This window comes from Nocardioides sp. dk884 (assembly GCF_009557055.1).
Lineage (GTDB): Bacteria > Actinomycetota > Actinomycetes > Propionibacteriales > Nocardioidaceae > Nocardioides.
In genome coordinates, this window is record NZ_CP045649.1 from 3,844,495 (window position 1) to 3,867,733 (window position 23,239).

Sequence of the window (23,239 nt, forward strand, 5' to 3'; positions counted from 1 at the left end):
GGGCGATGCTGGTCGAAGCGTAGGCTCGCGCCGAGGAGTCCGTCCATGGCAGAGCAGCCCCCGGTCCCGCCGGACCAGCAGCCCGACGCGCCGCTCACCCGGGCGCGCTCGTCGCCGGCGTACGTCGAGTGGCGCGACGCGCTGCCGTCCTTCGAGCTCGACGGCGAGCGGCTCTACCTGCCCACCGGCGACGTCCCCGTGGCCGAGCCGGAGCTGGCGCAGGACTGGCTGCGAAGCGACCGGGAGGACCCGCGCGACTGAGCCGACTCACGCGCCGCAGGCCCTCCACGTCAGTCGCCCGCGACGGGGTCGGTGCGGAGCTCCTCGACGTAGACCCGGAACTCCTCGAGCTCCTCGGGACAGTAGACCTGGATGATCAGCAGCTGACCCTGGAACACCCGGCTGTCCACGATGACCGGGCGCACACCGGGTCCGGTGGCGCCGTTCGTCAGCTGGGCGTGCAGGACCGCACGGACGAGGGCGCCGTTCGGGTTCTCGCAGGTGGCGCCCCCGTCGATGCCGAGCACCCGGACGATCTGCACGGTGTCGGGCGTGCGGGCACCCGCGGCGTCGAGCGCCGTGACGAGCTCCTCGGCCTTCGCCTCGGCCTCCCGGGACTCCTCCGCGGCCCGGAAGGTGAGGAGAGCGCCGATCAGCAGGGCACCGAGGAGGACGCAGACCGTGAGGTAGATCCACGACCGCTCGCGGCGGGACTGGTTCTCGACCGGTGCGCTCATGACGTGACCCCCTCGACCGGCTCGGGCTGCTTCCAGGAGGGCTTGCGGAAGCGGTAGAAGAGGAACGGCACGACCAGGCCGAGACCGAGAGCGCCGCCACCGACGATCAGGAGATAGACGCCGGAGCTGCCGGCGGCGAACTGCGACGGCGGGACGAACCCGACGAGCAGGGCGGCCAGGGAGGCTGCGAAGCCCACCCCGCACAGGCCGAGCAGCATCGGTGCCCGGTAGCCGCGCGCGTGGTCCGGTTGCTTGCGGCGCAGCTGGACCGCGGCGACGAACAACAACAGGTACATCATCAGGTAGACCTGCGTGGTGATCACCGAGAAGATCCAGTAGGCGCTGGAGACGTCGGGGATCAGCGCGTACGCCAGGCCGATCACCGTGGTGATCACGCCCTGGACGACCAGGATGTTCTGCTGGACGCCGTTCTTGTTGAGCCGCTGCAGGAACGGCGGCAGGTAGCCCTCCTGCCGGGAGATCAGCAGCAGCCCCTTGGACGGCCCGGCGAGCCAGGTCAGCATGCCGGCCAGTGAGGCGGTGACCAGCATGACCCCGACGATCGGTGTCAGCCACTGCCATCCGAAGTCGGCGAACACGGCGTCGAATGCCTGCATCACGCCCGCGGTGAGGGAGAGCTCCTCGGTCGGCACGATCCAGCTGATCGCGAGGGCGGGGAGGATGAAGATCGCCAGCACCAGACCCATGGCCAGGAACATCGATCGTGGGAACTCCTTGGCCGGGTTCTTCAGCGCCGAGACGTGCACGGCGTTCATCTCCATGCCGGAGTAGGAGAGGAAGTTGTTGACGATGAGGACCAGGCTGGAGAGCCCGGCCCACGCCGGCAGCAGGTGGCTGGAGTCCATCGGCGCCGCGGAGGTGTTGCCCTGTCCGAGGAACACGACGCCGAGCAGGACGAGCACGGTGCCCGGGACCAGCGTGCCGATGATCAGGCCGCCGCTGGCGAGCCCGGCGACGCCCTTGGTGCCCCGTGCGGAGATCCACACACCGGACCAGTACACGACGATGATGACCGCCGCGGTCCACACCCCGCTGCTGGCGAGCGCGGGATTGAACACGTAGGCCAAGGTGCTGGCGACGAACCCCAGGAGGCTCGGGTAGTAGAAGATCGTCATCGCGAACTGGCACCACACCGCCAAGAACCCCATGGGTTTCGAGATGCCTTCGGAGACCCAGTTGTAGACGCCTCCCTCCCAGCCCGACGCCAGCTCCGCGGACACCAGCGACGTCGGCAGCAGGAAGACGAGGGCCGGGAGCAGGTACAAGAAGATGCAGGCGAGCCCGTAGACCGCCATCGTGGGCGCCGCCCGGAGGCTGGCCACCGAGCTGGTGGTCATCAGCGCCAGGGCGATCCAGGAGATCCACTGCGTGGTGGCGGTGCGTGCCCGCGCAGCGGTCAGCGTCTCCTCGGCCGGGACGTCGGCGGCGCTCATGTCATCGCCCGGCGCCGTACGCACGTGCCCATCGCTACCTCCACCTGACCTCGGTCGCGTCCGTGGGTCGGGACCATCCATTCGAGTGTGGCTCGCCGCTCGCGACCGAGGCCACCCCCATCGGGTGATCTGGACGGCGGCGGTGGGGGGGGTCGGCGCGGGCCGGCTGCGCGCTCGTCGCCGGGTGAGGCGGCGCGGTCCGGGGTAGGACGTCCCCATGAGCCACGAGGGACCGGAGTCGCTGAAGCCCTACGACGCCTTCGATCTCGACCCCCGCACCAGAGGGATGCGCGGGCCGCGCTCCGCCCGCCGCCAACTGCTGAGCCGCGTCGAGCTGTTCTTCCTCTACCTGCGTCCCCGGGAGACGGTCCACTGGGTGACCCTGACCTGGGGGTTCAACCCGCTTGTCCTGGTGATCACTGACGCGGCGCTGATCACCGTGCCCGCCGACTTCACCCTGCCCCTCGAGCGGTACCCCGGGCCGCTGACCGTCCAGCGCGGACGGCGGTGGCTGACCGGGTGGCGGACCCGGATCCGCGACCACAACGGCCGGCTCCTGACCCTCACGGTCAAGGAGGAGGACCTGGCCGAGCTGGCGCGGCTCACCTGACGCGTCGCGCTCACACCACCCGCTGCAGCGCCTCCGGCGTCAGGTCGGCCAGCGTCGGGTAGCCGTCGACAGCCATGACCAGGTCGGTCTCGGCCAGCAGCGAGCGGAGCACGTGGACGGCGCCGGGCACGCCGCCGAGCGCGAGGCCGTAGACGTACGGCCGGCCGACGGCGACGGCCGTCGCGCCCAGCGCCAGCGCCTTGACCACGTCGGGGCCGGAGCGGACGCCGGAGTCGAAGATTACCGGCGCGCCGGCGGCCGCCTCGACGACGGCCGGGAGCCACTGGAGCGCCGACCCGCCGCCGTTGGCCTGCCGGCCACCGTGGTTGGAACAGTAGATGCCGTCGACCCCGTGGTCCAGCGCCCGCCGGGCGTCGTCGGGGTGGCAGATGCCCTTGAGCAGCAGCGGCAGGTCGGTCAGCGAGCGCAGCCAGGCCAGGTCGTCCCACGACAGCGGGTTGCCGAACGTGCCGGCCCAGGTGAAGACCACGGTGCCCGGCTCGGGGTCGGGGCCGGTCATCGCCTGGAACACCGGGTCGGAGGTGTAGTTGGCGAGCGCCTTGCCGCGCAGCTGCGGGAAGTTGCCGCTGGCCAGGTCGCGCGGGCGCCACCCCGGCACCCAGGTGTCGAGGGTGACCACGATGCCGTCGTACCCGGCCTGCTCGGCGCGCTTGACCAGGCTCGCGGCGAGGTCGCGGTCCTTGGGCGTGTAGAGCTGGAAGTACGACGGGGTGTCGCCGGTGTGCGGGGCGACGTCCTCGAGGGGGTCGTTCATCAGCGTCGAGGCGATCATCGGTACGCCGGTCTGCGCGGACGCCTGGGCGGCCGCGATGTCGCCGTGCCCGTCGGGCGTGCACAGGCCGATCACGCCGACCGGTGCCATCAGCAGCGGCGTCGGCAGCTTCTTGCCGAACAGCTCGATCGACAGGTCGCGCTCCGCGGAACGGGTGAGCATCCGCGGCACCAGCGCCCAGCGCTGGAACGCCTCGACGTTGCCGCGCTGGGTCGACTCGTCCCCGGCCCCGCCCGCGATGTAGCTGCGCAGCTCGGGCGGCAGCGCGGCGAGCGCGTCCCGCTCCAGGTCGGCGTAGTCGAACGGCATCCGCGGCAGCACGCCCTGGAGCGCCGCGAAGTAGAGCTCGATCTGGTAGTCCCCGTACGCCATGCCGCGGACCCTAGCGCCCACGAGCGGCCCGCGCCGCCTGTCGCCTCACTCCTCGCGCTCGAAGACGAAGACGCCGCTCGCGGTCGAGAGCACCAGGTGCTCCCCCACCGTCTCCACCCCGGCGACGTAGGTGCGCAGGTCGGCCTCGGTGGCCACCGCGGTGGCCCGCCCGGTCGTGGTGTCGATGCGATAGAGGTCGTCCGCCGCGGGTTGGAGCCGCGTGCCATCGCCCAGGTCGACGGCCGGCCGACCGCTGACATCGATCGTGTGCGGGTGGTCGAGCACGCGCCGGGTGGTCCACCGGGGAGCGCCGGTCGCGACATCCAGCCCCGCCAGCGCGGGCCGTCCGCAGGCGGTGACGACGAGCTCGCCCCAGAGCGCGGCGTCGCAGTGGTCCCCCGGCAGGCCGCGCGACCACACCTCCTCGCCGTCGGCGTCGATCGCCACCACCCGCGCCCGGGCGGAGGAGGGCTCGCCCGACCAGGTGCGGACCAGCGCGTAGACGCGGCCGGCCTCCGTGTCCGTGCCCACCACCTCGGCCTGCACGGCGTGACTCTTCGGGACCGCGCTGGGCCAGGTCCACGCCGGCTCGCCGGACTCCGTGTCGAGGGCAGTCAGGCCGACCACCTGCCCGGGCTGCAGGTTGGCGCCCCCCAGCAGGTCGCTGCGCCCGTAGGCGCTGGAGACCACGACCGGGCCGGCGTCGTCCAGCACGGCTTGCGGACCCCGGTGCTCGACGGCGCGGCGCCACCGCTCCTCGCCCGAGCGCGGGTCCAGACGGCTGAGCGCCAGCCCACCCTCGGGATCCTCGCGGGCGACCACCACGTCGCCCCCGGCCACCGACGTGCTGCCCAGGGCGGGGTCGAAGCCGGTCTCGGCGTCCTCGCCGATCTCGGTGCAGGCGACCCGCTCGCCCGAGCCGACGTCGTACGCCGCCAGCTGTGGTGCCCGGTCCGCGGGGATCCCCAGCGTGAGGAACAGGTCGCCGACCGGCCCGCCGCCCGCGCCGTACTCGCGCACCCCGACGCCCCACCGGGCCGCGCCGGTCGCGACGTCGGTGAGCACGACCTGGCCGTCGTACTCGCCGTCGAGGAGCCCGCTGCCGGAGGCCAGGTAGGCGGTGTCGGCGTCGACCGCCCCGACCGACGGGCGGCTCATCGAGCCCTCGAAGGCCCGGCCGGCCACCAAGGACCCGAACGGCGCCGGAAGCGCCTCGAGGGCTCCGAGCAGAGCGGGATCGGCACCGGAGATCGCGGCCCCAGGCTGCAGCACCTGGCCGATGTCTCCCGCGTCGAGCGTCTCCACGCCGGCACCGCAGCGGTGCCGCCACCGGTCCTGGCCGACGTAGACCAGGGCCGCCAGGAGCACGACCGCGACCGCCAGAAGCGGCTTCCAGTGGCGACGGATCATCACGGGGCGCACCCTGCCTCGCGGGGGCGGCCGGTAAACCCGGCCGAGCGCTACGCCGGGTCGGAGGGTCGGCGGCGCAGGCGGGGCCGCGGCAGGGCGGCCGTCACCCGCTGCCGCGCCCGTCGTACGGCGTCCCGGACGCGCCGGACCGGCGTGAGGACCAGCGCGCGCAGCCACCTGACGGGCGCCGCGAACAGGCGGGCGAAGAACCGGCCGACGGCACGCGCCGCCGCCCCCGCCCACCGCAGCGGCGCCAGGCACACCGCGCGGAGGGCCTGCAGGACGGGCCGGAGCGCCGCGACCAGCCACCGACGCGCAGCGGCCCACGCGGCCGCGACCCACTGGAACGGTCGGAGCAGCAGCCGCCCGAGCGCGCGGAACGCCGCGGCCAGCCACCGCCACGGGGCGAGCAGCACCCGCTCGACCAGGCGGAGGACGGCAGTGCCCCACTTCGCGAGGAGCTCGACCAACGGGCGCAGCGCGTCGCCCACCGCCTTCAACAACCGCGCGAGCGGCCGGAACAGCCAGGACACCGCGCGCCCCAGCGCGGTGAACACCCGCGCCACAGCCCCGGCGATCGCGGCCACCACGCGGCGTACGCCACGGCCCACCCAGCGCAGCAGGTCCCACGCCCAGACGAAGGGCAGCAACGGCAGGCCGAGGACGACCTCGAGGCGCGAGGAACGCTGGTCACGGTGGGCATGCATGCCGGCGAGTGTGCCCCACCGCGCCTCCGATCAGTCCCGGACTAGAACAGGTCGCCCCGTTCGGCGATCAGGTCCTGCACGACCCGCAGCTCGTCGGCGGGGGTCTGGTGGTCGAGATCGGCCAGTCGGGCGTAGATGCTCCGCCACCACTGGGTGATCGCGGCGCTCAGCTGGAGGTCGGCTGGCACGCGCAGGAACCAGTCTCGGGCGCCGGGCCTCGGCGGGATGCCGGCCTCGGACAGGAACTCGTTGACGTCCTCGTCCAGCTCCGCCTGCTCCTCCGGCGTCAGGGCCTGCGCCGAGACCTCGACGCTGCCGTCCGCCTTGGTGCAGGTGACCCGGACGAGCCGTGGCTCGGTGATCGGGACGCAGACCGCCCGGTGCCGCAGCAACCACAGGACCAGGAGGCCGAGACCGAAGCCGTCGACCTCCTGCCAGGACTCACCCGGTCCTGCCGACCCGGGCGCCGAGGCGAGGACCGGCACCTCCTCCCAGGTGCCTGACTGCTGGGCTGTCTGAGATGTCATCCCCTGCCTCTCGCTCAGTGCCTCGTCTCGTACCTGTTCAGGACCACCCCGCCGGGAAACGTCCGGGTCTCCACCAGGTCCAGGTCCACCCAGCTGTCCAGGCCGGTGAAGAACGGCGTGCCGCCGCCCACCAGGACCGGATGGGTGACGATCGCGTACTCGTCGATCAGCCCGGAGCGCATGGCCGCGCCGGCGAGGGTCGGGCCGGCCACCCTCATCGGCTCGCCGTCCTCGGCCTTGAGCCGGGCGATCTCTGCGACCGCGTCACCGGTGAACAGGCGGGTGTTCCAGTCGACCTTGTCGATGGTCGAGGAGAAGACCACCTTCGGCGTGTCCCGCCAGTTCCGCGCGAACTCGATCTGCGCCGGGGTGGCATCGGGCTGCTGGTCGCCGGTCGGCCAGTAGGAGCTCATGGCCTCCCACAGCTTGCGCCCGTACAGCGACAGGCCGCTCGCCTGCTCCTCCTCGAGCCAGAACTGGAACAGCTCGTCGCTCGGCTCGCTCCACCCGATGTCGTCGCCGGGCGCCGCGACGTAGCCGTCCAGTGTCAGGTTCATGCCGTAGATCAGCTTCCGCATCTGCCACGCCCTCCGTCAGTCGGTCTGGGAAGTCTTGGACCGGTTCAGCGTGCGAAAACGATCGGTGCAGAAAGGAACGGCACCTGGTGGGCGCGCCACACCGCCGCCGACGGAACGGCAGCCCCGCCTAGTCGGTGCCGGGGGCCTCGATCGCCTGAGCGAACTACACCGGAGTTGTCCAGAGGGTCTGCCCGTTCACATCCCTGATCCCCCGGGTCCCTGGGGATCAGTACGCCGGGGTCAGCGCACGCGCAGGGCCCCGCGGCTCGTCGACGTGAGCCCGGTGTCCACGTCCGCGAACCGTGCGGTGATGCGGTAGACGCCGCGCTTGTGCAGCCGCTTCGTCCTGAAGGTCTGCGTGGCCCCGCTGCCGTCCATCGTGACGACGGCACGCTTGACGTGCTTCCCGCCGGGACCCTTGATCCGCAGGGTGAGGGTGCCGACCGCGCCCTTTCCCTTCGACTGCACCCGCACCCGCACGGTCGCGCGCGTCCCCTGCTTCTGCGCAGCGCGCACGCCGATGCTCAGCCGCTGGGGGAAGCACTCGACGATGACGCCGTCCGGCGGGACCTCGGGCTCGCCCGCGCCGTCGGCGGCCGCCGCGGGGGCGAGCGTGGCGGCGTACAGCGCGGCGATCATGACGGACACCGCCATGGCGTTCCTCGAGATCTTCATCGGCGCATCCCCCGTGTGCGTGGTCCCGCGGCGCCGTGGCGACAGGACGAGCGAACTGCGGAGTCGTACGCCGCAGGCCGGCGAGTCTAGGGCAGGCGGGGACACCTCAGGCGCGCGCCAGTCCCCGACCCTCGAGGCGGTGGATGTCCGGCAGCCGGCGGCGCAGCACCATGTGCACCATGACCAGGGCGGAGGTCAGCGCCGCGTAGACGCACCACAGCGACGCGAACGCCTCGACGTAGACGATGGCGACGACCGTGAGCCCGACGAGGTTGAGCAACCCGAAGGCGACGATCGAGGGGTAGTCCGACAGCACCGACGGGCCGATCACCGCCACGATGTACAGCACTGCCCACATCGGCCCGTACGTCAGGTCGACGTTGTAGATCAAGGCGTGCGGCTCCTCTGTGACCACGAGCGGGCCGTCGAGGACCGCCCAGAGCAGGTACGCCGCGACCACCGCGCCGAGCACCACGAACGGCGCCACCCGCTGGCGCCGGCCCACCGGCTCGAGCAGCAGCACCGCGAGCGGCACGAAGATCGGGAGGACCGGGAAGGCGAAGAGGACGTAGATCATCGCGGCGGCGTGCTGGACCCCGGCCGAGACGTAGTCGGACGCACCGTGCCAGACAAGGGCCTCGGTCAGCTGGTGGAGCGCGAAGAGCAGCGGCAGCGACGCGAACGGCAACTCCCGGGCCGTGCGCACCTCGCGCAGGCAGATCGCGGCGACCGGGAGCAGGACGACCCCGGCGGTCACATCGGCGCTCATCGAGAAGCACACGCTCGAGCGGTACCCCAGCCCGACGGACCAAACGTCTGCGGCCGGAGACGCGCGCCCGGATCAACCTCGTCGTCGGCCCGGCGGCGCGTCACGCCGGCTCGACGCGCCTCTTCCCGCCTGCCGCGACCATGTCGTCCGGGTCGTCCGGTACCTCGCCGACGGCATCGGCGACGCCCCGGGCGACCACGGCGGTCGCGCCGAAGACCTCGTCGCCTGCGGGGGTCGACATCAGGTAGCGGGCCCCGATGGTCTCTCCGGTCGACGGGTCGATGAGGAGGACGGTGCGGGTGAGGAAGACGTCCTCGGTGCGGGTGATGCCGATCCCCGGGCGGCCGAGGAGGTCGCGGGCGTCGTCGTCCACCTCCACGCCCGGGATCCGCGTCAGCGCGCGGTAGAGCGCTGCTGTCGTGTCCGGCGGCGCGAGCCCCTCGCTGACGAGGTCGACGATTGCGTCGAACAGCACCTGGTCGGTGCTGCGCGCGTCGTCCCAGGTCGGGAGCTGCGAGGCCAGCTCGTCGAGGAGGGCGTCGGGGTCGCTCGGCAGCGAGGCGAGGTAGGCGTAGGTCGGACGACGGATGCTCGCGGGTGAGCCGGTGCCGCCCCAGAGCGGCCAGTCCTGGCCGAACTCACGGATCAGGCCCTGGTCGCTGATGGAGCCGGGCTCCTGGCTGAGCCAGATCTCGCGGGTGTGCCGGTCGCCGAGGTCGACCCCGCCGCCGTAAGCGCCCTCGTTGGTGAGCGCGACGCTGCGCACGTAGACGAACTGGTCGGCGGTCGGCGCGAGCACGTCGGTCTGGGCGAGACGGCGCGAGGCCGCCTCGAGAACGTTGACGGCGGGACCCGACGCGACGATCGGTCGCGCAGCCTCGACCGGCGGGGAGGACGGCGTCCCGGCGACGACCAGGACCAGCGCGGCGACGGCGCCGAGGCAGGCCACGACCAACCCCGGTACCGCGACGGTCGCGACGCGGTCGCGACGTACGACCGCGCGCCGCTCGGCGCGGATCTCCGCCCGCAGGTTCTGGCGCAGGGAGTGCTCGATGCGGGCGCGCTCGGCGGCGGTCGGCGCTCCGGCGGGCGGGGGCGGGAGCAGGTCGGCGTCGTTCATCGGGGGCCTCGGTTCGTGGAGTGCGGGTGCGCGGGAGCGGACGGGGCGGTTTCCGCCACGTCGGTATCGGCCACGAGGACGCGGAGCCTCTCCCGGGCGCGATTGAGCCGCGAGCGCACCGTCCCGACCGGGATGCCGAGCGCGTCGGCCGCTTCCTGGTAGGAGAGCTCGGACCAGACGCAGAGACTGACCACCTCCAGCTCACGGCGGGTCAGCGCGTCCAGCGCCGTGCGGGTGCGCTCGAGTCGCCGCGCGTCGTCGAGCCGGCCCGCGGTCTCGTCGGCGAAGTCGGCGACGACCCCGGGACGGGCCCGGTCGGAGCCGAGGAAGGCGAGCCGTCGGCGCCGCCCCCGGGTCACGTTCATGGCTTGATGGGTGGCGATGGCCAGCAACCACCCCCGCAGCGGAAGGTGGCTCGGCTCGACGTCACCGCGGCGGCGCCACGCAACGAGGAAGGTCTCGGAGGTGACGTCCTCGGCCGACGCCCGGCTCCCGGTCAGCCGGAGCGCCGCCGCGAAGACCTCGTCGCTGTGGGCGACGAAGAGCTGCGCGAACACGTCGTGGTCCCCGGCCCGCAACAAGGCCCGTTGCTGGCGCCAGGACAGGTCGGCCATGTCAGAGGAGCGCTCGGTTCGGTGCGGGGGCGGTGGACTCACACTAGGTAATGTCCGCGGCGGCGCCCGGGTTCGGTTTCTCCCCGCGCGGATCAGCGTGATGCTCGCACGACGTATCCGCGCGTGCGTGCAGCAGGCCCGCGGCGGGTGTCGGGGTCAGCTGGTGGCCTCGGCTTCTGCCTTGATCTTGGCGAACAGCTCGGCGCCCTTGATCGGCTCACGGGAGGCGAGGTCGACGACGACGGCCGCGTCGCTCTCGTCGCACGAGTACGCCGCGTCGAGATCCGGGTTCACCCCGAACACGATCTTGCCCGTCTTCGCGTCCGCGTCGACGTCGCGCAGGCCGAACCAAGCCGGGTCGGGGGCCCCCAGGGCGACGCAGAGCCCACTGATGGGGTCCTTGGGATCGATCTTCTCCGCCACCGTCCGCTCGATGGAGCTCCACTCCCTGGCCCACGCGGTCATCGTGTCCGCCGAGACCGTCACGGCTTCCTCCGACGCCGGGGCGTCCGAGGAGGTCGGGTCGCCAGCGGGGGGCGCGGCGGACTCCGTGGGCTCGGTGGACTCCGTGGTCTGTGCGGTCAGGCGGTCCGCCTTCGAGGTGTCAGGCTCCTCGGCTCCGCTGCAGCTGGTGAGCGGCAGCGCGGCGACGAGCACGAGCGGGGCGAGACGGGACGTCCTACGCATGAGGTGCTCCTTGTGAACGGCCCTGAGCCAGCCGCATCCGGTGTCCCAGGCCGCGTCGTACTTGTGCGGTGCGGCGGTCGAGCTCAGCCAACCATGCCCCAGCGGCTCGAGGAAGGCTGCTGGACCGACCGGTGACATCTGATCTGTGGTGCCTGAGGTGGTGCTGGGACACACGAGCTAGCGGACCTTCGCTGGGCGCCAGCCTCCCTTTTTCGGAGGCCTGAAGTCACGTTTCTCTGACGCGAGCTGCTGCTGGAAGTCCACCAGCTGCCAGCCCGCTGATCCGTGGGCGACCGTCAGGAGGTTGCTGCTCCAGAAGTAGAACGGTTCACCGTCGACGTTGAGTCTCGGTGACGCGACGAGTTCGATGAGATGCACGACGAAGGTGTTGTCTTGCTCCCCCGATGCCTGCGACCTCACCCATGCCGTCTCACCCGGTGCCGTCCTGTTGCCGGGCCAGCGTCTCGCATCCGAGATGATCCGAGCGGCCAGCTCCGGCAGGTCCGTGGCGAGGTACTGCTCGAACAGCTCCGGCCCGGTGCCCTCCGTCTGATCCTCCATGGCGTGGCTCAGCGTGAGGGCGAAGACTTCGGCGCCGTACCGGTCGAACGGGCCCTGCGAAGCCTCGGCGAGTTCATCGGCGGTCGGTTCGGCCGGCACTGGTTTCGAGTGGGAGGGGCCGCTGGGCGCGTCACTGGTGGGTGCGGCAAAGGGCCGATCGTCCTCGACCACTGGCTCGAGGGCCTTCTCGGAAAGCTCGCTGATGCTCGCGCCCTCCCGGTTGTTCGCCGGCTCCTGGCTGTCACCATCACCGGTGCACGCCGTGGTCGCCAGGGTGGTCGCCCAGACCGCCAGCCACCAGGCAACACGTCGGGCTCGCACGTCGCTCCACCTCCTCGGCCGATGACCCGGTCGCATACGCGCTGATCATGGCACCGACCCTCGTCTGAGGCGCTGGTGGAGAACCTCTTGTCATCGAACATGCGTTCGAGTAGTATGAGGCATGGCCGACTCCGAGCTCTCCGGCTGCGACACCCCAGCCGCCGTGCTGGCGTTCGCACAGCGCCGTCGGGTTGCGGCCCAGCGGGCGGAGATCGACGTCCTGGAAGCGGCCCTGGTGTGGGCGACGATGCATCCGGAGGAGTCGGTCTCGACAGGCTCGACCAACGGTTCCCAAGGACCGGTGTTTGGCGAGATGGCCGTTCCACTCGCGGGTGAGGGGACGCCGCTGGTCGCGGAGTTCGCGCCGATGGAGTTCGGCGCCGCGCTGGGGCTGTCGACCGATTCCGCGCGGACCCTGGTCGGAGATGCCCTCGAGTTGGCCCACCGGCTCAAGCGGACGTGGAAGCTGGTCCGGGCCGGTGAGGTGCCGCTATGGAAGGCGCGGCGCCTGGCGCAGCTGACCGCCACCCTTCCGGTCGAGGGCGCCGACTTCGTGGACCGCCAGCTCGCTGGCTTCGTGGGGAAGATCAGCTGGGCCGGGATCGAGCGGCTCGTCGACCAGGCCCGCGTCGCGTTCGACCCGGAGGGTGCGGAGAAGGAGCGCCGCGCGGCTGCCGACGGCCGCCGGTTCGACGTCCGCACCGACGAGGCCAACCACCACGGCATCGTCCACGTCGAGGGAGTCCTTGACCTCGCCGATGGACTCGACCTCGACACCGCGATTCGCCAGGGCGCGGAGGAACTGGCCGCGCTCGGTTCCACCGAGTCGTTGGACGTACGCCGCTCGATGGCGGCCGGCGAGCTCGCCCGACGGCAGCTCGCCTTCGACCTGCGCGCCGAGGCCGGCAGCGCTGGTGAGGCCGCAGCCTCAGTGGTGAAGCCGCGGCAGGTCGTCATCCACGTTCATCTCTCCCACGCCGCGATCGGTCGCGACGAGGCCGGCTTCGCCAAGGTCGAGGAGACCCGGTCCATCGTCTCCACCGACCAGGTCCGCGACTGGTGCAACAGCCCGGAAGCGCAGGTCGTGATCAAGCCGGTCATCGACCTCGAGGCCCACCACCACACCGACACCTACGCGGTCCCCGGCAAACTGGCCGAGCAGACCAAGCTCGCCCAACCGGTGTGCGCGTTCCCGTGGTGCGAACGCCCCGCCCGGCGCTGCGACACCGACCACGTCACCGCCCACGGTGACGGCGGCGCGACCTGCAGCTGCAATCTTGCGCCGCTGTGCCGGCGACACCATCGGGCCAAGACCCACACAACCTGGACCTATGACAAGACCGACGCGGCGACGTACCTCTGGCGATCCCCGCACGGGCTCCACCTGATCAAGGACCACAGCACCACGAGCCTCGTCACCGCGCACCCGCCGGACGAGTAGATCCACCGCGCCGGACCCCGTCAGCACCCAGTCGGCGGGGCCACACCCGTGCGTGAGTCTCGACAAGCTCGACCAACGGCAAGCTCACCCAGCACCGGCGGGGTGAGGTCAGGAGTCGAGGCTCTCGCGCAGGTCGCGGGTGACGGCGTTGAGGATGGACGCCAGGCGACGCGCCGAGCAGGACGGCCTCCCCGCGCTGCGCACCCTCCGATCCCCGTGACAACGGACCCCGAGCGGGGACGGTCCGAGCGGAGCCGTCGCCCCCACCACCGGCCCCGGTGGTTCGCGCAGGGCATACTCGGGCCTGGATCGCGTGAGCGAACTACACCGGAGTTATCCAGAGGGTTTACCTGGTTAAATCCCTGATCCCCCGGGCCCCTAGCTCAATTGGCAGAGCAGGAGACTTTTAATCTCTTGGTTGTGGGTTCGAGTCCCACGGGGCCTACCGAAGACTCGCGCACCTCACGCGGGAGCGGCGATCCGTCGCGTCGGTGCGCCGCCTAGCATCGAGCCATGCGTCAGCGCCTGGCTCCTCTGCTCCTCCCCGCCCTCCTGACCGGCACCCTGGCTGCTGTCCTGGTCGGCTGCGGCTCCGACTCCGAGGACCAGGCGCCCACGGTCCCGGTCAGCGACAGCGCGACCGCGACGCCGACGAGCCCCGCCCCCGGCACGCCGTCGGTGAGCCCCAGCGAGAGCCCGAGCACGACCACCTCCACCTCCGCGTCCGCGACCCCGACCGAGCCCACCGCTCCGGCCACCCCGAGCACCAGCGCGCCCGCCACCTCCGCCCCCGCGACCACCGCGCCCGTGGCCACGCCGACGGCGCCCGCGGCGCAGCCTCCGGCGGTGGACACCGACCTCCGGGTGGCCGTCACGGCGTACCACGTGGCGTTCACGACCGGCGACGCACCGGCGGCGTTCGAGCTGCTGAGCGAGCGCTGCAAGGACACCGTCGACATGGGCGCCTTCGGTGAGGAGTCGCTCGCCCAGGCCGCCAAGCACGGCACCACCCCCCGCCTCACGTCGTACGACGCCGAGAGCGGGAGCGACCGCGCGAGCGTGACGGCGAGCTTCCGTGGCCCTCGGATCACCCTGGCCGCGGAGCCCTGGGTGCGCGAGCTGGGAGCCTGGCACCGCGACGTCTGCTGAGTCCGGCGAATCCCGGGTTTGTCCACGTAGTGCGAGTTCCGCGCATTAAAGCGCGCACAGCGGCAAGGATGACCCGGTGACCGTCTACGTCTACGACTTCGCGCAGGGAAACAAGGACCAGAAGGACCTTCTGGGAGGCAAGGGAGCCAACCTCGCCGAGATGACCAACCTGGGGCTACCCGTGCCACCAGGTTTCACCATCTCCACCGACGCCTGCCGCGCCTACCTGACCGCGGGGACCGAGCCGACCGAGCTCGCCGAGCAGGTGAGCGCGCGGTTGTCGGCGCTCGAGGAGACGATGGGACGCCGCCTCGGCGACGCCGCAGACCCGCTCCTGGTCTCGGTGCGCTCCGGCGCGAAGTTCTCGATGCCCGGGATGATGGAGACCGTCCTCAACATCGGCCTCAACGACGAGTCCGTCCATGGTCTAGCCCGGCTCAGCGGTGACGAGCGGTTCGCCCTGGACTCCTACCGCCGTCTGCTGTCGATGTTCGGCAGCACCGTCCTGCACATCGACTCCGAGCACTTCTCCCGTGCCCTCGACGCCGCGAAGTCGGCCCGTGGCACGACCGCCGACCTCGACCTCGACGCCGAGGACCTGCGCGCGCTCGTGGAGACGTTCAAGCAGATCATCCGCGACCAGGCCGGCCGCGAGTTCCCGCAGGACGCCCGCGAGCAGCTCGACCTCGCCGTCCGCGCGGTCTTCAACTCCTGGAACACCGACCGCGCCCGGCTCTACCGCCGCCGCGAGCGGATCCCCGAGGACCTCGGCACCGCCGTCAACGTGCAGACCATGGTGTTCGGCAACTTCGGCATGGACTCCGGCTCCGGCGTCGCCTTCACCCGCGACCCCGCGTCGGGCAACCAGGGCGTCTACGGCGACTACCTGCAGAACGCCCAGGGCGAGGACGTCGTCGCCGGCATCCGCAACACCGTGTCCCTGGCCGACTTCGAGCAGCTCGACAAGACGTCGTACGACGACCTGATCGCGATCATGGCGCAGCTGGAGAACCACTACCGCGACATGTGCGACATCGAGTTCACCGTCGAGCGCGGCAAGCTGTGGATGCTGCAGACCCGCGTCGGCAAGCGCACCCCGGGCGCGGCATTCCGCATCTCGCGGCACATGCGCGACGAGGGCCTCATCGAGGCCGACGAGCAGCTCAGCCGGGTGACCGGACCGCAGCTGGCCAGCCTGATGTTCCCCCGCTTCGACGCCTCCGCCGACAAGGTCCTGCTGGCCACCGGCATGAACGCCTCGCCCGGCGCTGCCGTCGGCAAGGTCGTCTTCGACTCCCCCACCGCCGTCGCGTGGGTCGAGCGCGGCGAGGACGTCATCCTGGTCCGCAAGGAGACCAACCCCTCCGACCTGGCCGGCATGGTCGCCGCCCAGGGCATCCTGACCAGCCGCGGCGGCAAGACCAGCCACGCCGCGGTCGTCGCCCGCGGCATGGGCCGCACCTGCGTGTGCGGCGCCGAGGCCCTCGACGTCGACGTCGAGGCCAAGGTCGCCCGGGTGCGCGGCGGCGGCGAGTTGCGCGAGGGCGACGTCATCTCCATCGACGGCGCCACCGGCGAGGTCTTCGCCGGCGCGGTGCCGGTCTCCCCCTCCGACGTGGTGCGCTACTTCGAGGGCGAGGACGTCGACGCCGACGTCGTGCTGGCGGTCGATGAGGTCATGACCCACGCCGACTCCCGGCGCCGCATGAAGGTCCGCGCCAACGCCGACACCGCCGAGGACGCCGCCCGCGCCCGCCGCTTCGGCGCCGAAGGCATCGGCCTGTGCCGCACCGAGCACATGTTCCTCGGTGACCGAAGCGAGCTCGTCGAGCACCTCATCGTCGCCGAGGACGCCGCCGGGCAGGAGGCCGCGCTCGACGCGCTGTTGCCGCTCCAGCGGGCCGACTTCGCCGGCATCCTCGAGGCGATGGACGGCCTGCCGGTCACCATCCGCCTCATCGACCCGCCGCTGCACGAGTTCCTGCCCGACTACACCGAGCTTTCGGTCAAGGTGGCGCTCGCCGAGGCCGCCGGCGGCGCCGACGAGCGCGACGTACGACTCCTCGACCACGTACGCCGCCTGCACGAGCAGAACCCGATGCTCGGCCTGCGCGGCGTACGACTGGGCATCCAGATCCCCGGCCTGTTCGTGATGCAGGCCCGGGCGATCCTCGAGGCCGCCGCGGACCGCATCGAGGCCGGCGGAACCCCGCTGCCCGAGATCATGGTCCCGCTGGTGGCCAGCGTGCGCGAGCTCGACGTGGTCAAGCGCGACATCCTCGCGGTCGCCGAAGAGGTCCAGGCCTCCCGCGGCGTCGAGATCGACGTCAAGGTCGGCACCATGATCGAGCTGCCGCGCGCGGCGTTCCTCGCCGACCGGATCGCGGCCTCGGCGGAGTTCTTCTCCTTCGGCACCAACGACCTGACCCAGATGGCGTGGGGCTTCTCGCGCGACGACGTGGAAGCGGCGTTCTTCTCGAAGTACTTCGAGCACGGCATCTTCGACGTCTCGCCGTTCGAGTCGCTGGACCAGCGCGGCGTCGGCGGCATGGTCGAGATGGGCACCCAGAAGGGCCGGGCCACCAAGCCCGACCTCAAGGTCGGCGTCTGCGGCGAGCACGGCGGCGACCCGGTCTCGATCCACTTCTTCGAGTCCGTCGGGCTGGACTACGTGTCCTGCTCGCCGTTCCGGGTGCCGATCGCCCGCCTCGAGGCCGCCCGCGCGGTCCTCGGCACCGACGCCTGAGCCTTCCGCACCACCTGCGCGCCCCCGGTCACCGACCGGGGGCGCGTTGTCGTGCGCCATTGGTGCCGACTCGGCGCGCCATTGGCGCCGACTCGCGCAACCATTGGCGCCGACTCGGCGGGGAAGGTGAAGCAACGGCGGCCCGGGCGGGGGCCTCCCTCAAGGCTGCGGTGGGAGCGTGCTCGACCACCGCTCCCCGCACACGGGCCGCCGTACCTCCTCCCGAGGCTCCCTCAAGCCCAGGAGGAGGAGTCGTTGTCAGCGCAGGATCTGGCCGTCCTCCTCGAGCACCAGCCCGGGCACCAGGTCGTCGACGGGCCCGTCGGGGATCACCTCGACCGGCGCCTCGGAGAGCCGCAGCAGGGACCGCGCGACATTGCCCAGCGGCCAGATCCGTGCGGCGTCACGGCGCCGGCGCAGCACGACGACCACGTCGACGGCCGCGCTGTGCCGCACCAGCACCTCCGCGGGGGTGCCGTGCTCGGCGTGCATCTCGATGTGGACGTCGGGGTACTCCGCGCGCCACGGGGCGAGCAGCGAGGTCAGCATCCGCAGCCCCTCGTCACGCCACTCCTCGGGACGGACCCGCTGGGCGATCAGGTCGGAGTAGGCGTCCGGCATCCGCCAGGCGTGCACCACGACCAGCGTCGCGCCGCGCTCCCGCGCGAACTCGAAGGCCCGCGAGAGCAGGTGCGGCGAGACGGCGGGACGCTTCACGCCGAGCAGCACCCGACCGTGCCCCGCGGCCCCGGTCCAGTCCTCGGGGACGACCACCGCGCGGACCGGTGCGCGGGCCGCGACCGCTGCGGTGGTGGCGCCGGCGACCATGCGGTCCACGCCGGTGCGGGTCTCGCGACCCAGCACCAGGAGGTGTGCGGTGCCCGTGCCGCGCAACAGGCCGGTCACCCGCGACCCGGTCTCGTGAGCAGTCTCGATGAGCAGGTCCGGCTGGCGCTCGAGCGCCTCGCTGCGTGCCGCGGCGAGGACCTCCTCCGCCGCGCCCCGCAGGTCCGTGAGCGTCAGCGGCAGCGGCGCCATCGGGACGTAGGAGGGGCTCACGTGCACCAGGCGCAGCACCGATCCCTCGCGAGCGGCCACGTCCGCGGCGTACCGGATCGCGCCGACGCTGCGCGCGGTGCCGTCGACGCCGACCGCGACGACCTCCGCCGTGGGGTCGGTGCGGTGCTCGGACCTGTCCTCGGGGGACATCGCTGCTCCTGTGCTGTGCGGGCGGGACACTGCGATCCTCGCCGCGCCCGACCCGAGGGCCACAGGGTCCAACGTCCCGGATGCGCCGGGACGGGGGTCCGTCGGGGCCGCTCCGGGCTGCGGAGGCGCTCAGCAGCGGGCCGGCACGATCCAGGTCAGCGTGGTGCCCTCGCCGGGGGCGCTGCGCACCTCGCAGCGACCGCCCAGCTCCTCCGCGCGACGACGCATGTTGCCCAGCCCGCTCTCGCGTACGTCGGGGGGCAGCCCGCGACCGTCGTCGGCGACCCGCAGGACGATGTCGGCGCCGGCGGCCAGGCTGACCTCCACGCCCTGGGCCTCGGCGTGCCGGCTGGCGTTGGACAGCGCCTCGCCGAGCACCGCCAGCAGGTGCGGGGCGACGTCCTCGGAGACCAGCGTGCGCACCGGTCCGGTGAAGCGCAGCACCGGGCGGAACTTCAAGGTGCCGGCGGCCCGGTCGACCATGCGGGTCACCTCGGCCTGGATGTCGGAGGCGTGCTCCATCGCGCCGAGGGCGAAGATCGAGCGACGGATGTCCTTGATCGTGGCGTCGAGCTCGTCGACGCTGCCCTCCAGCCGCGCGGCCAGCTCGGGGTTGTCGGAGGTCTTGGCGGTGCTCTGCAGCGTCAGCCCGACCGCGAAGAGCCGCTGGATGACCAGGTCGTGCAGGTCGCGGGCGATCCGGTCGCGGTCCTCGAACAGCGCCAGACGCTGCTGGTCGGAGTGGGCGCGCGCGACCTGGAGGGCCAGCGCGGCGTGCTCGGCGAAGCTCGCCGGCAGCTGCGGGTCGATCTCGTGGTGCAGGGCCGCGTTCTCGAGGGTCCAGGCGAGACCCAGGGCGCCTTCCACCCCGTCGGGGGTGCGCAGCGGGACGATGACCGCCGGGCCCTGCGCGCCGTCGTCCAGGGAGAGCCGGTCGAGGGAGAGCGCCGTACCCGTGCGGACGACGGTGCGGGTGTGCTCGGCGGCCGCCGCGGCCTGGGTGCCGGGCTCGGTGCCCGCGGCACGGGCCACCACCTGGAGCAACAGGTCGTCCTCGTCGGAGCCGGTCACGATCCACGACAGGTCGGCCTCGGCGACCTCGCGGGCCCGGTCGGCGACCGCCTGGAGCGCGTCGAGCCCGTGCACCGAGCCGGCCAGCAGCCCGGTGATCTCGGCGGTCGCCGCGAGCCAGCGCTCGCGGCGCGCCGCCTCCTCATAGAGCCGCGCGTTCTCGATCGCGACACCCGCGGCGGCGGCCAGCGCGACCACGACCTCCTCGTCGCCCTCGGTGAAGTCGCCGCCGTCGGCCTTCTCGGTGAGGTAGAGGTTGCCGAAGACCTTGTCGCGGATCCGCACCGGGACCCCCAGCAGCGAGCGCATCGGCGGGTGGTGCGTCGGGAAGCCGTACGACTCGGGGTGCGCGGCGATGTCGTGCAGGCGCAGCGGCTCGGGGCGGTCGATGATCAGGCCGAGCAGTCCGTGGCCGTCCGGCAGCGCGCCGATCTTGGTGACCGTCTCCTCGTCCATCCCGTGGTGGACGAAGGTCCGCAGCCGCTTGTCGGGTCCGCTGCCGAGCACGCCGAGGGCGGCGTACTTGGCGTCGACGAGCCGGCTGGCGACCTCCACGATCCGGGTGAGCACCCCGTCGAGGCTGAGGTCGGCCGCCATCACCACCACGGCGTCGAGCAGCAGCCTCAACCGGGCCTGCTCGTCGCGCACTCCCCCGACGCGGGCCAGCACCTCGCGCAGCAGCTCATCGAAGGGGATCTCGTCCCGTGCGGGCGCTGGGTCCGTGGCCGGATGCGGCGCTCGCGGGTCCTCAGGCGGGGTCCCGTCGTTGCGCACCATCGGCGTGTCCTCCTCGGCGGATCCGGGGCGGCGCCCGCTTGCGACAGCACCGATCGGCCCCGGCAGGAACCGAGGTTAGCAACGCCAGCGCCTCCACACCGCCCCTCGCGCTCCACCTCACACCCCGACTCGCGGAAGGGGGTGACCGGGGTGGGGGCACGATGGGCGGCAGAGGTCCGAGGAGCGACCGGGATCGGAGGAAGCATGGACGCGCCACACGACGACGCACTGCGCTGGGGCACGGGGCCACTCATCGAGCTCGACGAGGGCGAGTGCTGGACGCTGCTGGCCTCCCGCGAGCTCGGGCGGATCGCCTGGACCGGCCCGAGCGGGCCGGCGCTGCGCCCGGTCAACCACGCGGTCAGCGACGGCGTGCTGTGGCTGCGGACCACGGCGTACTCCTCGCTCGCCCAGCAGATCGACGACAGCCCGGTCGCCTACGAGGTCGACGACCTCGACGACCGCACCCGCGCCGGGTGGAGCGTGGTGGTCGAGGGCACCGCCCGCCTGGTCTACCCGGGCCGCGAGGGCCCGAACCCGCCGGACCTGCAGACCTGGCCGAGCGGCCCGCGGCCGGTCTGGGTCGAGGTGGTCCCGCGCGCCGTCACCGGGCGCCGCCTGGTGGCGGGCTGACCCAGCGCGGACCCAGGACCGGGCTCAGTGCCGGTGCTTGGTGGCGTAGATCGCGGCCTGCGTGCGGCTGTCGAGCCCGAGCTTGGCGAGCAGCGAGGAGACGTAGTTCTTGATCGTCTTCTCGGCGAGGAACATGTGCTCGGCGATCTGCCGGTTGGTCATGCCCTCGGCGATCAGGTCGAGGATCTTCTGCTCCTGGCTGGTCAGCCGCTCCAGGTTGGAGTCGCGCGGCGGGCCGCTGCGCAGCCGCTCGAGCACCTGCGCGGTCACCGCCGGATCGAGCATCGACTGGCCGTCGGCCACCCGGCGGACCGTGTCGATGAGGTCGTTGCCCCGCACCTGCTTGAGCAGGTAGCCCGCCGCCCCGGCCATGATCGCGGCGAACAGGGCCTCGTCGTCGTCGTAGGAGGTCAGGATCAGCGCGTGCACCGACGGGTCCAGCGACCGCACCTCCCGGCACACGTCGATGCCGGAGCCGTCGGGCAGGCGGCCGTCCAGGATCGCCACGTCGGGGCGCAGCGCGGGGATCCGCGCGGCCGCCTCCTTGGCCAGGCCGGTCTCGCCGACGACCTCGATGTCGCCCTCGCTCTCGAGGAGGTCCTTGATCCCGCGCCGGACGATCTCGTGGTCGTCGAGCAGGAAGACGCGGATCGGCGTGGTGCGTGGCTCAGCCATGCGCCCGAACCTACCGGCTGACGTCCTCCGACGCCCGTCCCGATGGGAGACACGCGCGCATCGGGGGCGGTCCCGGTGGACGCCACCCCGTCGGATGGTCCCGTCGCACCGGGACCATCGGCCCTGTGCCGCCCCCAGGCCGCCGACCACGCTGAAGGCATTCGGACCGGAGCTTTGAGAGGAGGAGCGGACCATGTGCCCCCTGGCCGACACCGCTCGCGCCACGCCGCCGAGGCCCGTCCCAGACCCGCTCCGCACCCGCGCCAGCGCGCCGTACGAGGTGGTCGCGCTGGCCTGTCGCGCACCCAGCGTCCACAACACCCAGCCCTGGCGCTGGCGCGTCGAGGGCACCACCCTGGAGCTGTACGCCGACCGCTCCCGCGCCCTCCCGGCCGCCGACCCCCACGGCCGCAACCTGGTGCTGAGCTGCGGCGCCGCGCTGCACCACGCCCAGGCGGCCGCCTCGGCGCTGGGCTGGGAGCCGGTGGTCCGGCGCCTGCCCGACCCGGCCGACCCCGACCTGCTGGCCCGGATCCACCTGAGCCGCCCCGACCCCGGCGCCCCACAGCCCGCCACCGAGCCGGGAGGATCGCACCTCGACCCGGCCGCCGACCCCCACGGCCGCAACCTGGTGCTGAGCTGCGGCGCCGCGCTGCACCACGCCCAGGCGGCCGCCTCGGCGCTGGGCTGGGAGCCGGTGGTCCGGCGCCTGCCCGACCCGGCCGACCCCGACCTGCTGGCCCGGATCCACCTGAGCCGCCCCGACCCCGGCGCCCCACAGCCCGCCACCGAGCCGGGAGGATCGCACCTCGACCCGGCCGCCGTCCTGCGCGCGATCCACGAGCGGCGTACCGACCGGCGGCGCTTCACCTCCTGGCCGGTGCCGGCGGAGCGGCTGGCTCGCCTCGCCACCGAGGCGGTCGCCTACGGCGGGCTCAGCGAGCCGATCGTCGACGTCACCGCCCGCTTCCGCCTCGAGCTGCTGATCAGCCGGGCGATGAGCGCCCAGGAGGGCGACCAGCGCCTGCTCGCCGAGCAGCGCACCTGGATCGACCACAGCCGCGACGACGGCATCCCCTCCAGCTCGGTGCCCGAGGTGGGCTTCGGCCCCACGACCCGCCGCAACCGGTTCACCCAGGCCGCCCGGCCCGACGTGCCCGGCCCGGCCCGGGACCTGGTCGAGTCCTCCGACGGCGTGCTGGTGATCGGCGGCCCGGACGACACGATGGAGTCCTGGCTGCGCTCGGGGGAGGCGCTGAGCGCCCTGTGGCTGCTCGCCACCCGCACCGGTCTCTCCGTGGTGCCGCTCAGCCAGGTCGTCGAGACCGACGAGACCCGCCACGCCCTCCAGCACGACATCCTCGGCGACCGGTTGGTCCCCCATGTCGTCCTGCGCATCGGCTGGCAGGAGATCTCGCGCAGCACCCACTGCGCCACCCCGCGGCGTCCGCTGGACGACGTGCTCCTGCCCTGAGCCGGCGGCGCCACGACGTGGCTACAGACGTGTCCGCGGACACGTGACACCGCTGAGGACGAAGGTCCCCCGAACGGAGGACGGCGGACCGTGGGGCAGCGGGCCGACTTTTCCTACTGTCGGGTACGA

At 72.6% G+C, this 23,239-nt stretch carries 23 protein-coding genes and 1 tRNA gene; 8 read left to right on the top strand and 16 right to left on the bottom strand.

Features of this window, described 5'->3' with window-relative positions; genetic code table 11:
* The first annotated feature begins 45 nt into the window (after positions 1–45).
* The gene (locus GFH29_RS18325; protein WP_153325185.1) at positions 46–261 is read left to right on the top strand and encodes a hypothetical protein; all 216 of its coding nucleotides are present in this window, start codon (positions 46–48) and stop codon (positions 259–261) included.
* Between the two features lie 29 nt (positions 262–290).
* Here the strand turns inward: GFH29_RS18325 and GFH29_RS18330 are convergent, their stop codons facing one another.
* Positions 291–737 (bottom strand): hypothetical protein, encoded by a 447-nt coding sequence (locus GFH29_RS18330; RefSeq protein WP_153325186.1) that lies wholly within the window; start codon positions 735–737, stop codon positions 291–293.
* Complete coding sequence (locus GFH29_RS18335; protein ID WP_228387607.1) at positions 734–2,215, bottom strand: APC family permease; 1,482 nt, start codon at positions 2,213–2,215, stop codon at positions 734–736. The genes GFH29_RS18330 and GFH29_RS18335 overlap by 4 nt, the downstream gene beginning before the upstream one ends.
* Positions 2,216–2,408: 193 nt before the next feature.
* On the opposite strand from GFH29_RS18335, the gene GFH29_RS18340 reads away from it, so the two are divergent.
* Positions 2,409–2,801: a hypothetical protein gene (locus tag GFH29_RS18340; protein ID WP_153325187.1), complete on the top strand. Its 393-nt coding sequence runs from the start codon at positions 2,409–2,411 to the stop codon at positions 2,799–2,801.
* A gap of 10 nt (positions 2,802–2,811) precedes the next feature.
* Here GFH29_RS18340 and GFH29_RS18345 read toward each other — a convergent pair whose 3' ends face one another.
* The 11 genes from GFH29_RS18345 to GFH29_RS18395 form a co-directional block, all read right to left on the bottom strand.
* Positions 2,812–3,966 (bottom strand): alpha-hydroxy-acid oxidizing protein, encoded by a 1,155-nt coding sequence (locus GFH29_RS18345; protein WP_153325188.1) that lies wholly within the window; start codon positions 3,964–3,966, stop codon positions 2,812–2,814.
* Between the two features lie 45 nt (positions 3,967–4,011).
* The gene (locus GFH29_RS18350; RefSeq protein ID WP_228387915.1) at positions 4,012–5,376 is read right to left on the bottom strand and encodes a PQQ-binding-like beta-propeller repeat protein; all 1,365 of its coding nucleotides are present in this window, start codon (positions 5,374–5,376) and stop codon (positions 4,012–4,014) included.
* Between the two features lie 50 nt (positions 5,377–5,426).
* Positions 5,427–6,083 carry a hypothetical protein gene (locus GFH29_RS18355; RefSeq protein ID WP_153325190.1) on the bottom strand — a complete coding sequence of 219 codons (657 nt, stop codon included), beginning with the start codon at positions 6,081–6,083 and terminating at the stop codon, positions 5,427–5,429.
* Positions 6,084–6,124: 41 nt separating this feature from the next.
* The gene (locus tag GFH29_RS18360) at positions 6,125–6,610 is read right to left on the bottom strand and encodes a DUF5956 family protein (RefSeq protein ID WP_153325191.1); all 486 of its coding nucleotides are present in this window, start codon (positions 6,608–6,610) and stop codon (positions 6,125–6,127) included.
* A 14-nt stretch (positions 6,611–6,624) separates the two neighbouring features.
* Complete coding sequence (locus tag GFH29_RS18365; RefSeq protein WP_153325192.1) at positions 6,625–7,188, bottom strand: dihydrofolate reductase family protein; 564 nt, start codon at positions 7,186–7,188, stop codon at positions 6,625–6,627.
* Between the two features lie 240 nt (positions 7,189–7,428).
* The gene (locus GFH29_RS18370) at positions 7,429–7,863 is read right to left on the bottom strand and encodes a hypothetical protein (protein WP_153325193.1); all 435 of its coding nucleotides are present in this window, start codon (positions 7,861–7,863) and stop codon (positions 7,429–7,431) included.
* Positions 7,864–7,969: 106 nt separating this feature from the next.
* Entirely contained in the window at positions 7,970–8,632 is a 663-nt protein-coding gene (locus GFH29_RS18375) for a DUF6629 family protein (RefSeq protein ID WP_153337801.1), read from the bottom strand.
* Positions 8,633–8,732: 100 nt separating this feature from the next.
* Positions 8,733–9,752, bottom strand: coding sequence for a CU044_5270 family protein (locus tag GFH29_RS18380; RefSeq protein ID WP_153325195.1), 1,020 nt, complete (start codon positions 9,750–9,752; stop codon positions 8,733–8,735).
* Positions 9,749–10,366: an RNA polymerase sigma factor gene (locus GFH29_RS18385; RefSeq protein ID WP_153325196.1), complete on the bottom strand. Its 618-nt coding sequence runs from the start codon at positions 10,364–10,366 to the stop codon at positions 9,749–9,751. Before GFH29_RS18385 ends, GFH29_RS18380 begins: the two co-directional genes overlap by 4 nt.
* A 156-nt stretch (positions 10,367–10,522) precedes the next feature.
* Positions 10,523–11,053 (bottom strand): hypothetical protein, encoded by a 531-nt coding sequence (locus tag GFH29_RS18390; RefSeq protein ID WP_153325197.1) that lies wholly within the window; start codon positions 11,051–11,053, stop codon positions 10,523–10,525.
* 177 nt (positions 11,054–11,230) lie between these two features.
* Complete coding sequence (locus tag GFH29_RS18395) at positions 11,231–11,935, bottom strand: hypothetical protein (RefSeq protein ID WP_153325198.1); 705 nt, start codon at positions 11,933–11,935, stop codon at positions 11,231–11,233.
* 121 nt (positions 11,936–12,056) lie between these two features.
* Here GFH29_RS18395 and GFH29_RS18400 point away from each other — a divergent pair, with 121 nt between their 5' ends.
* The 4 genes from GFH29_RS18400 (at position 12,057) to ppdK (ending at position 17,271) form a co-directional block, all read left to right on the top strand.
* On the top strand, positions 12,057–13,376 hold the full coding sequence (locus GFH29_RS18400; protein ID WP_153325199.1) for an HNH endonuclease signature motif containing protein: 1,320 nt from the start codon (positions 12,057–12,059) through the stop codon (positions 13,374–13,376).
* Positions 13,377–13,748: 372 nt separating this feature from the next.
* Positions 13,749–13,821: transfer RNA gene (locus GFH29_RS18405), tRNA-Lys, on the top strand.
* Positions 13,822–13,889: 68 nt separating this feature from the next.
* The gene (locus GFH29_RS18410; RefSeq protein WP_153325200.1) at positions 13,890–14,525 is read left to right on the top strand and encodes a hypothetical protein; all 636 of its coding nucleotides are present in this window, start codon (positions 13,890–13,892) and stop codon (positions 14,523–14,525) included.
* Positions 14,526–14,601: 76 nt separating this feature from the next.
* A complete protein-coding gene (ppdK, locus tag GFH29_RS18415) occupies positions 14,602–17,271 on the top strand; it encodes a pyruvate, phosphate dikinase (RefSeq protein WP_153325201.1) in 2,670 nt (889 codons plus the stop codon).
* Positions 17,272–17,529: 258 nt separating this feature from the next.
* On the opposite strand, the gene GFH29_RS18420 is transcribed toward ppdK, so the two are convergent.
* Both GFH29_RS18420 and GFH29_RS18425 read right to left on the bottom strand, forming a co-directional pair.
* Positions 17,530–18,480, bottom strand: a complete 951-nt coding sequence (locus tag GFH29_RS18420) for a universal stress protein (RefSeq protein WP_153325202.1) — start codon at positions 18,478–18,480, stop codon at positions 17,530–17,532.
* A gap of 129 nt (positions 18,481–18,609) precedes the next feature.
* The gene (locus GFH29_RS18425) at positions 18,610–20,328 is read right to left on the bottom strand and encodes a GAF domain-containing sensor histidine kinase (RefSeq protein ID WP_153325203.1); all 1,719 of its coding nucleotides are present in this window, start codon (positions 20,326–20,328) and stop codon (positions 18,610–18,612) included.
* A gap of 204 nt (positions 20,329–20,532) precedes the next feature.
* On the opposite strand from GFH29_RS18425, the gene GFH29_RS20525 reads away from it, so the two are divergent.
* Entirely contained in the window at positions 20,533–20,961 is a 429-nt protein-coding gene (locus tag GFH29_RS20525) for a pyridoxamine 5'-phosphate oxidase family protein (RefSeq protein WP_194289096.1), read from the top strand.
* A gap of 24 nt (positions 20,962–20,985) precedes the next feature.
* Here GFH29_RS20525 and GFH29_RS18435 read toward each other — a convergent pair whose 3' ends face one another.
* Positions 20,986–21,636, bottom strand: a complete 651-nt coding sequence (locus GFH29_RS18435) for a response regulator (protein WP_153325205.1) — start codon at positions 21,634–21,636, stop codon at positions 20,986–20,988.
* 193 nt (positions 21,637–21,829) lie between these two features.
* On the opposite strand from GFH29_RS18435, the gene GFH29_RS18440 reads away from it, so the two are divergent.
* Positions 21,830–23,110 carry an Acg family FMN-binding oxidoreductase gene (locus GFH29_RS18440; RefSeq protein ID WP_153325206.1) on the top strand — a complete coding sequence of 427 codons (1,281 nt, stop codon included), beginning with the start codon at positions 21,830–21,832 and terminating at the stop codon, positions 23,108–23,110.
* Positions 23,111–23,239: the final 129 nt, after the last annotated feature.

Bases quoted from the DNA above. Each gene is read 5' to 3' on its own strand.
- GFH29_RS18325 (WP_153325185.1), top strand. From the start codon at position 46: ATGGCAGAGCAGCCCCCGGTCCCGCCGGACCAGCAGCCCGACGCGCCG.
- GFH29_RS18330 (WP_153325186.1), bottom strand. From the start codon at position 737: ATGAGCGCACCGGTCGAGAACCAGTCCCGCCGCGAGCGGTCGTGGATC.
- GFH29_RS18340 (WP_153325187.1), top strand. From the start codon at position 2,409: ATGAGCCACGAGGGACCGGAGTCGCTGAAGCCCTACGACGCCTTCGAT.
- GFH29_RS18345 (WP_153325188.1), bottom strand. From the start codon at position 3,966: ATGGCGTACGGGGACTACCAGATCGAGCTCTACTTCGCGGCGCTCCAG.
- GFH29_RS18350 (WP_228387915.1), bottom strand. From the start codon at position 5,376: ATGATCCGTCGCCACTGGAAGCCGCTTCTGGCGGTCGCGGTCGTGCTC.
- GFH29_RS18355 (WP_153325190.1), bottom strand. From the start codon at position 6,083: ATGCATGCCCACCGTGACCAGCGTTCCTCGCGCCTCGAGGTCGTCCTC.
- GFH29_RS18360 (WP_153325191.1), bottom strand. From the start codon at position 6,610: ATGACATCTCAGACAGCCCAGCAGTCAGGCACCTGGGAGGAGGTGCCG.
- GFH29_RS18365 (WP_153325192.1), bottom strand. From the start codon at position 7,188: ATGCGGAAGCTGATCTACGGCATGAACCTGACACTGGACGGCTACGTC.
- GFH29_RS18370 (WP_153325193.1), bottom strand. From the start codon at position 7,863: ATGAAGATCTCGAGGAACGCCATGGCGGTGTCCGTCATGATCGCCGCG.
- GFH29_RS18375 (WP_153337801.1), bottom strand. From the start codon at position 8,632: ATGAGCGCCGATGTGACCGCCGGGGTCGTCCTGCTCCCGGTCGCCGCG.
- GFH29_RS18380 (WP_153325195.1), bottom strand. From the start codon at position 9,752: ATGAACGACGCCGACCTGCTCCCGCCCCCGCCCGCCGGAGCGCCGACC.
- GFH29_RS18385 (WP_153325196.1), bottom strand. From the start codon at position 10,366: ATGGCCGACCTGTCCTGGCGCCAGCAACGGGCCTTGTTGCGGGCCGGG.
- GFH29_RS18390 (WP_153325197.1), bottom strand. From the start codon at position 11,053: ATGCGTAGGACGTCCCGTCTCGCCCCGCTCGTGCTCGTCGCCGCGCTG.
- GFH29_RS18400 (WP_153325199.1), top strand. From the start codon at position 12,057: ATGGCCGACTCCGAGCTCTCCGGCTGCGACACCCCAGCCGCCGTGCTG.
- GFH29_RS18410 (WP_153325200.1), top strand. From the start codon at position 13,890: ATGCGTCAGCGCCTGGCTCCTCTGCTCCTCCCCGCCCTCCTGACCGGC.
- GFH29_RS18420 (WP_153325202.1), bottom strand. From the start codon at position 18,480: ATGTCCCCCGAGGACAGGTCCGAGCACCGCACCGACCCCACGGCGGAG.
- GFH29_RS18425 (WP_153325203.1), bottom strand. From the start codon at position 20,328: ATGGTGCGCAACGACGGGACCCCGCCTGAGGACCCGCGAGCGCCGCAT.
- GFH29_RS20525 (WP_194289096.1), top strand. From the start codon at position 20,533: ATGGACGCGCCACACGACGACGCACTGCGCTGGGGCACGGGGCCACTC.
- GFH29_RS18435 (WP_153325205.1), bottom strand. From the start codon at position 21,636: ATGGCTGAGCCACGCACCACGCCGATCCGCGTCTTCCTGCTCGACGAC.
- GFH29_RS18440 (WP_153325206.1), top strand. From the start codon at position 21,830: ATGTGCCCCCTGGCCGACACCGCTCGCGCCACGCCGCCGAGGCCCGTC.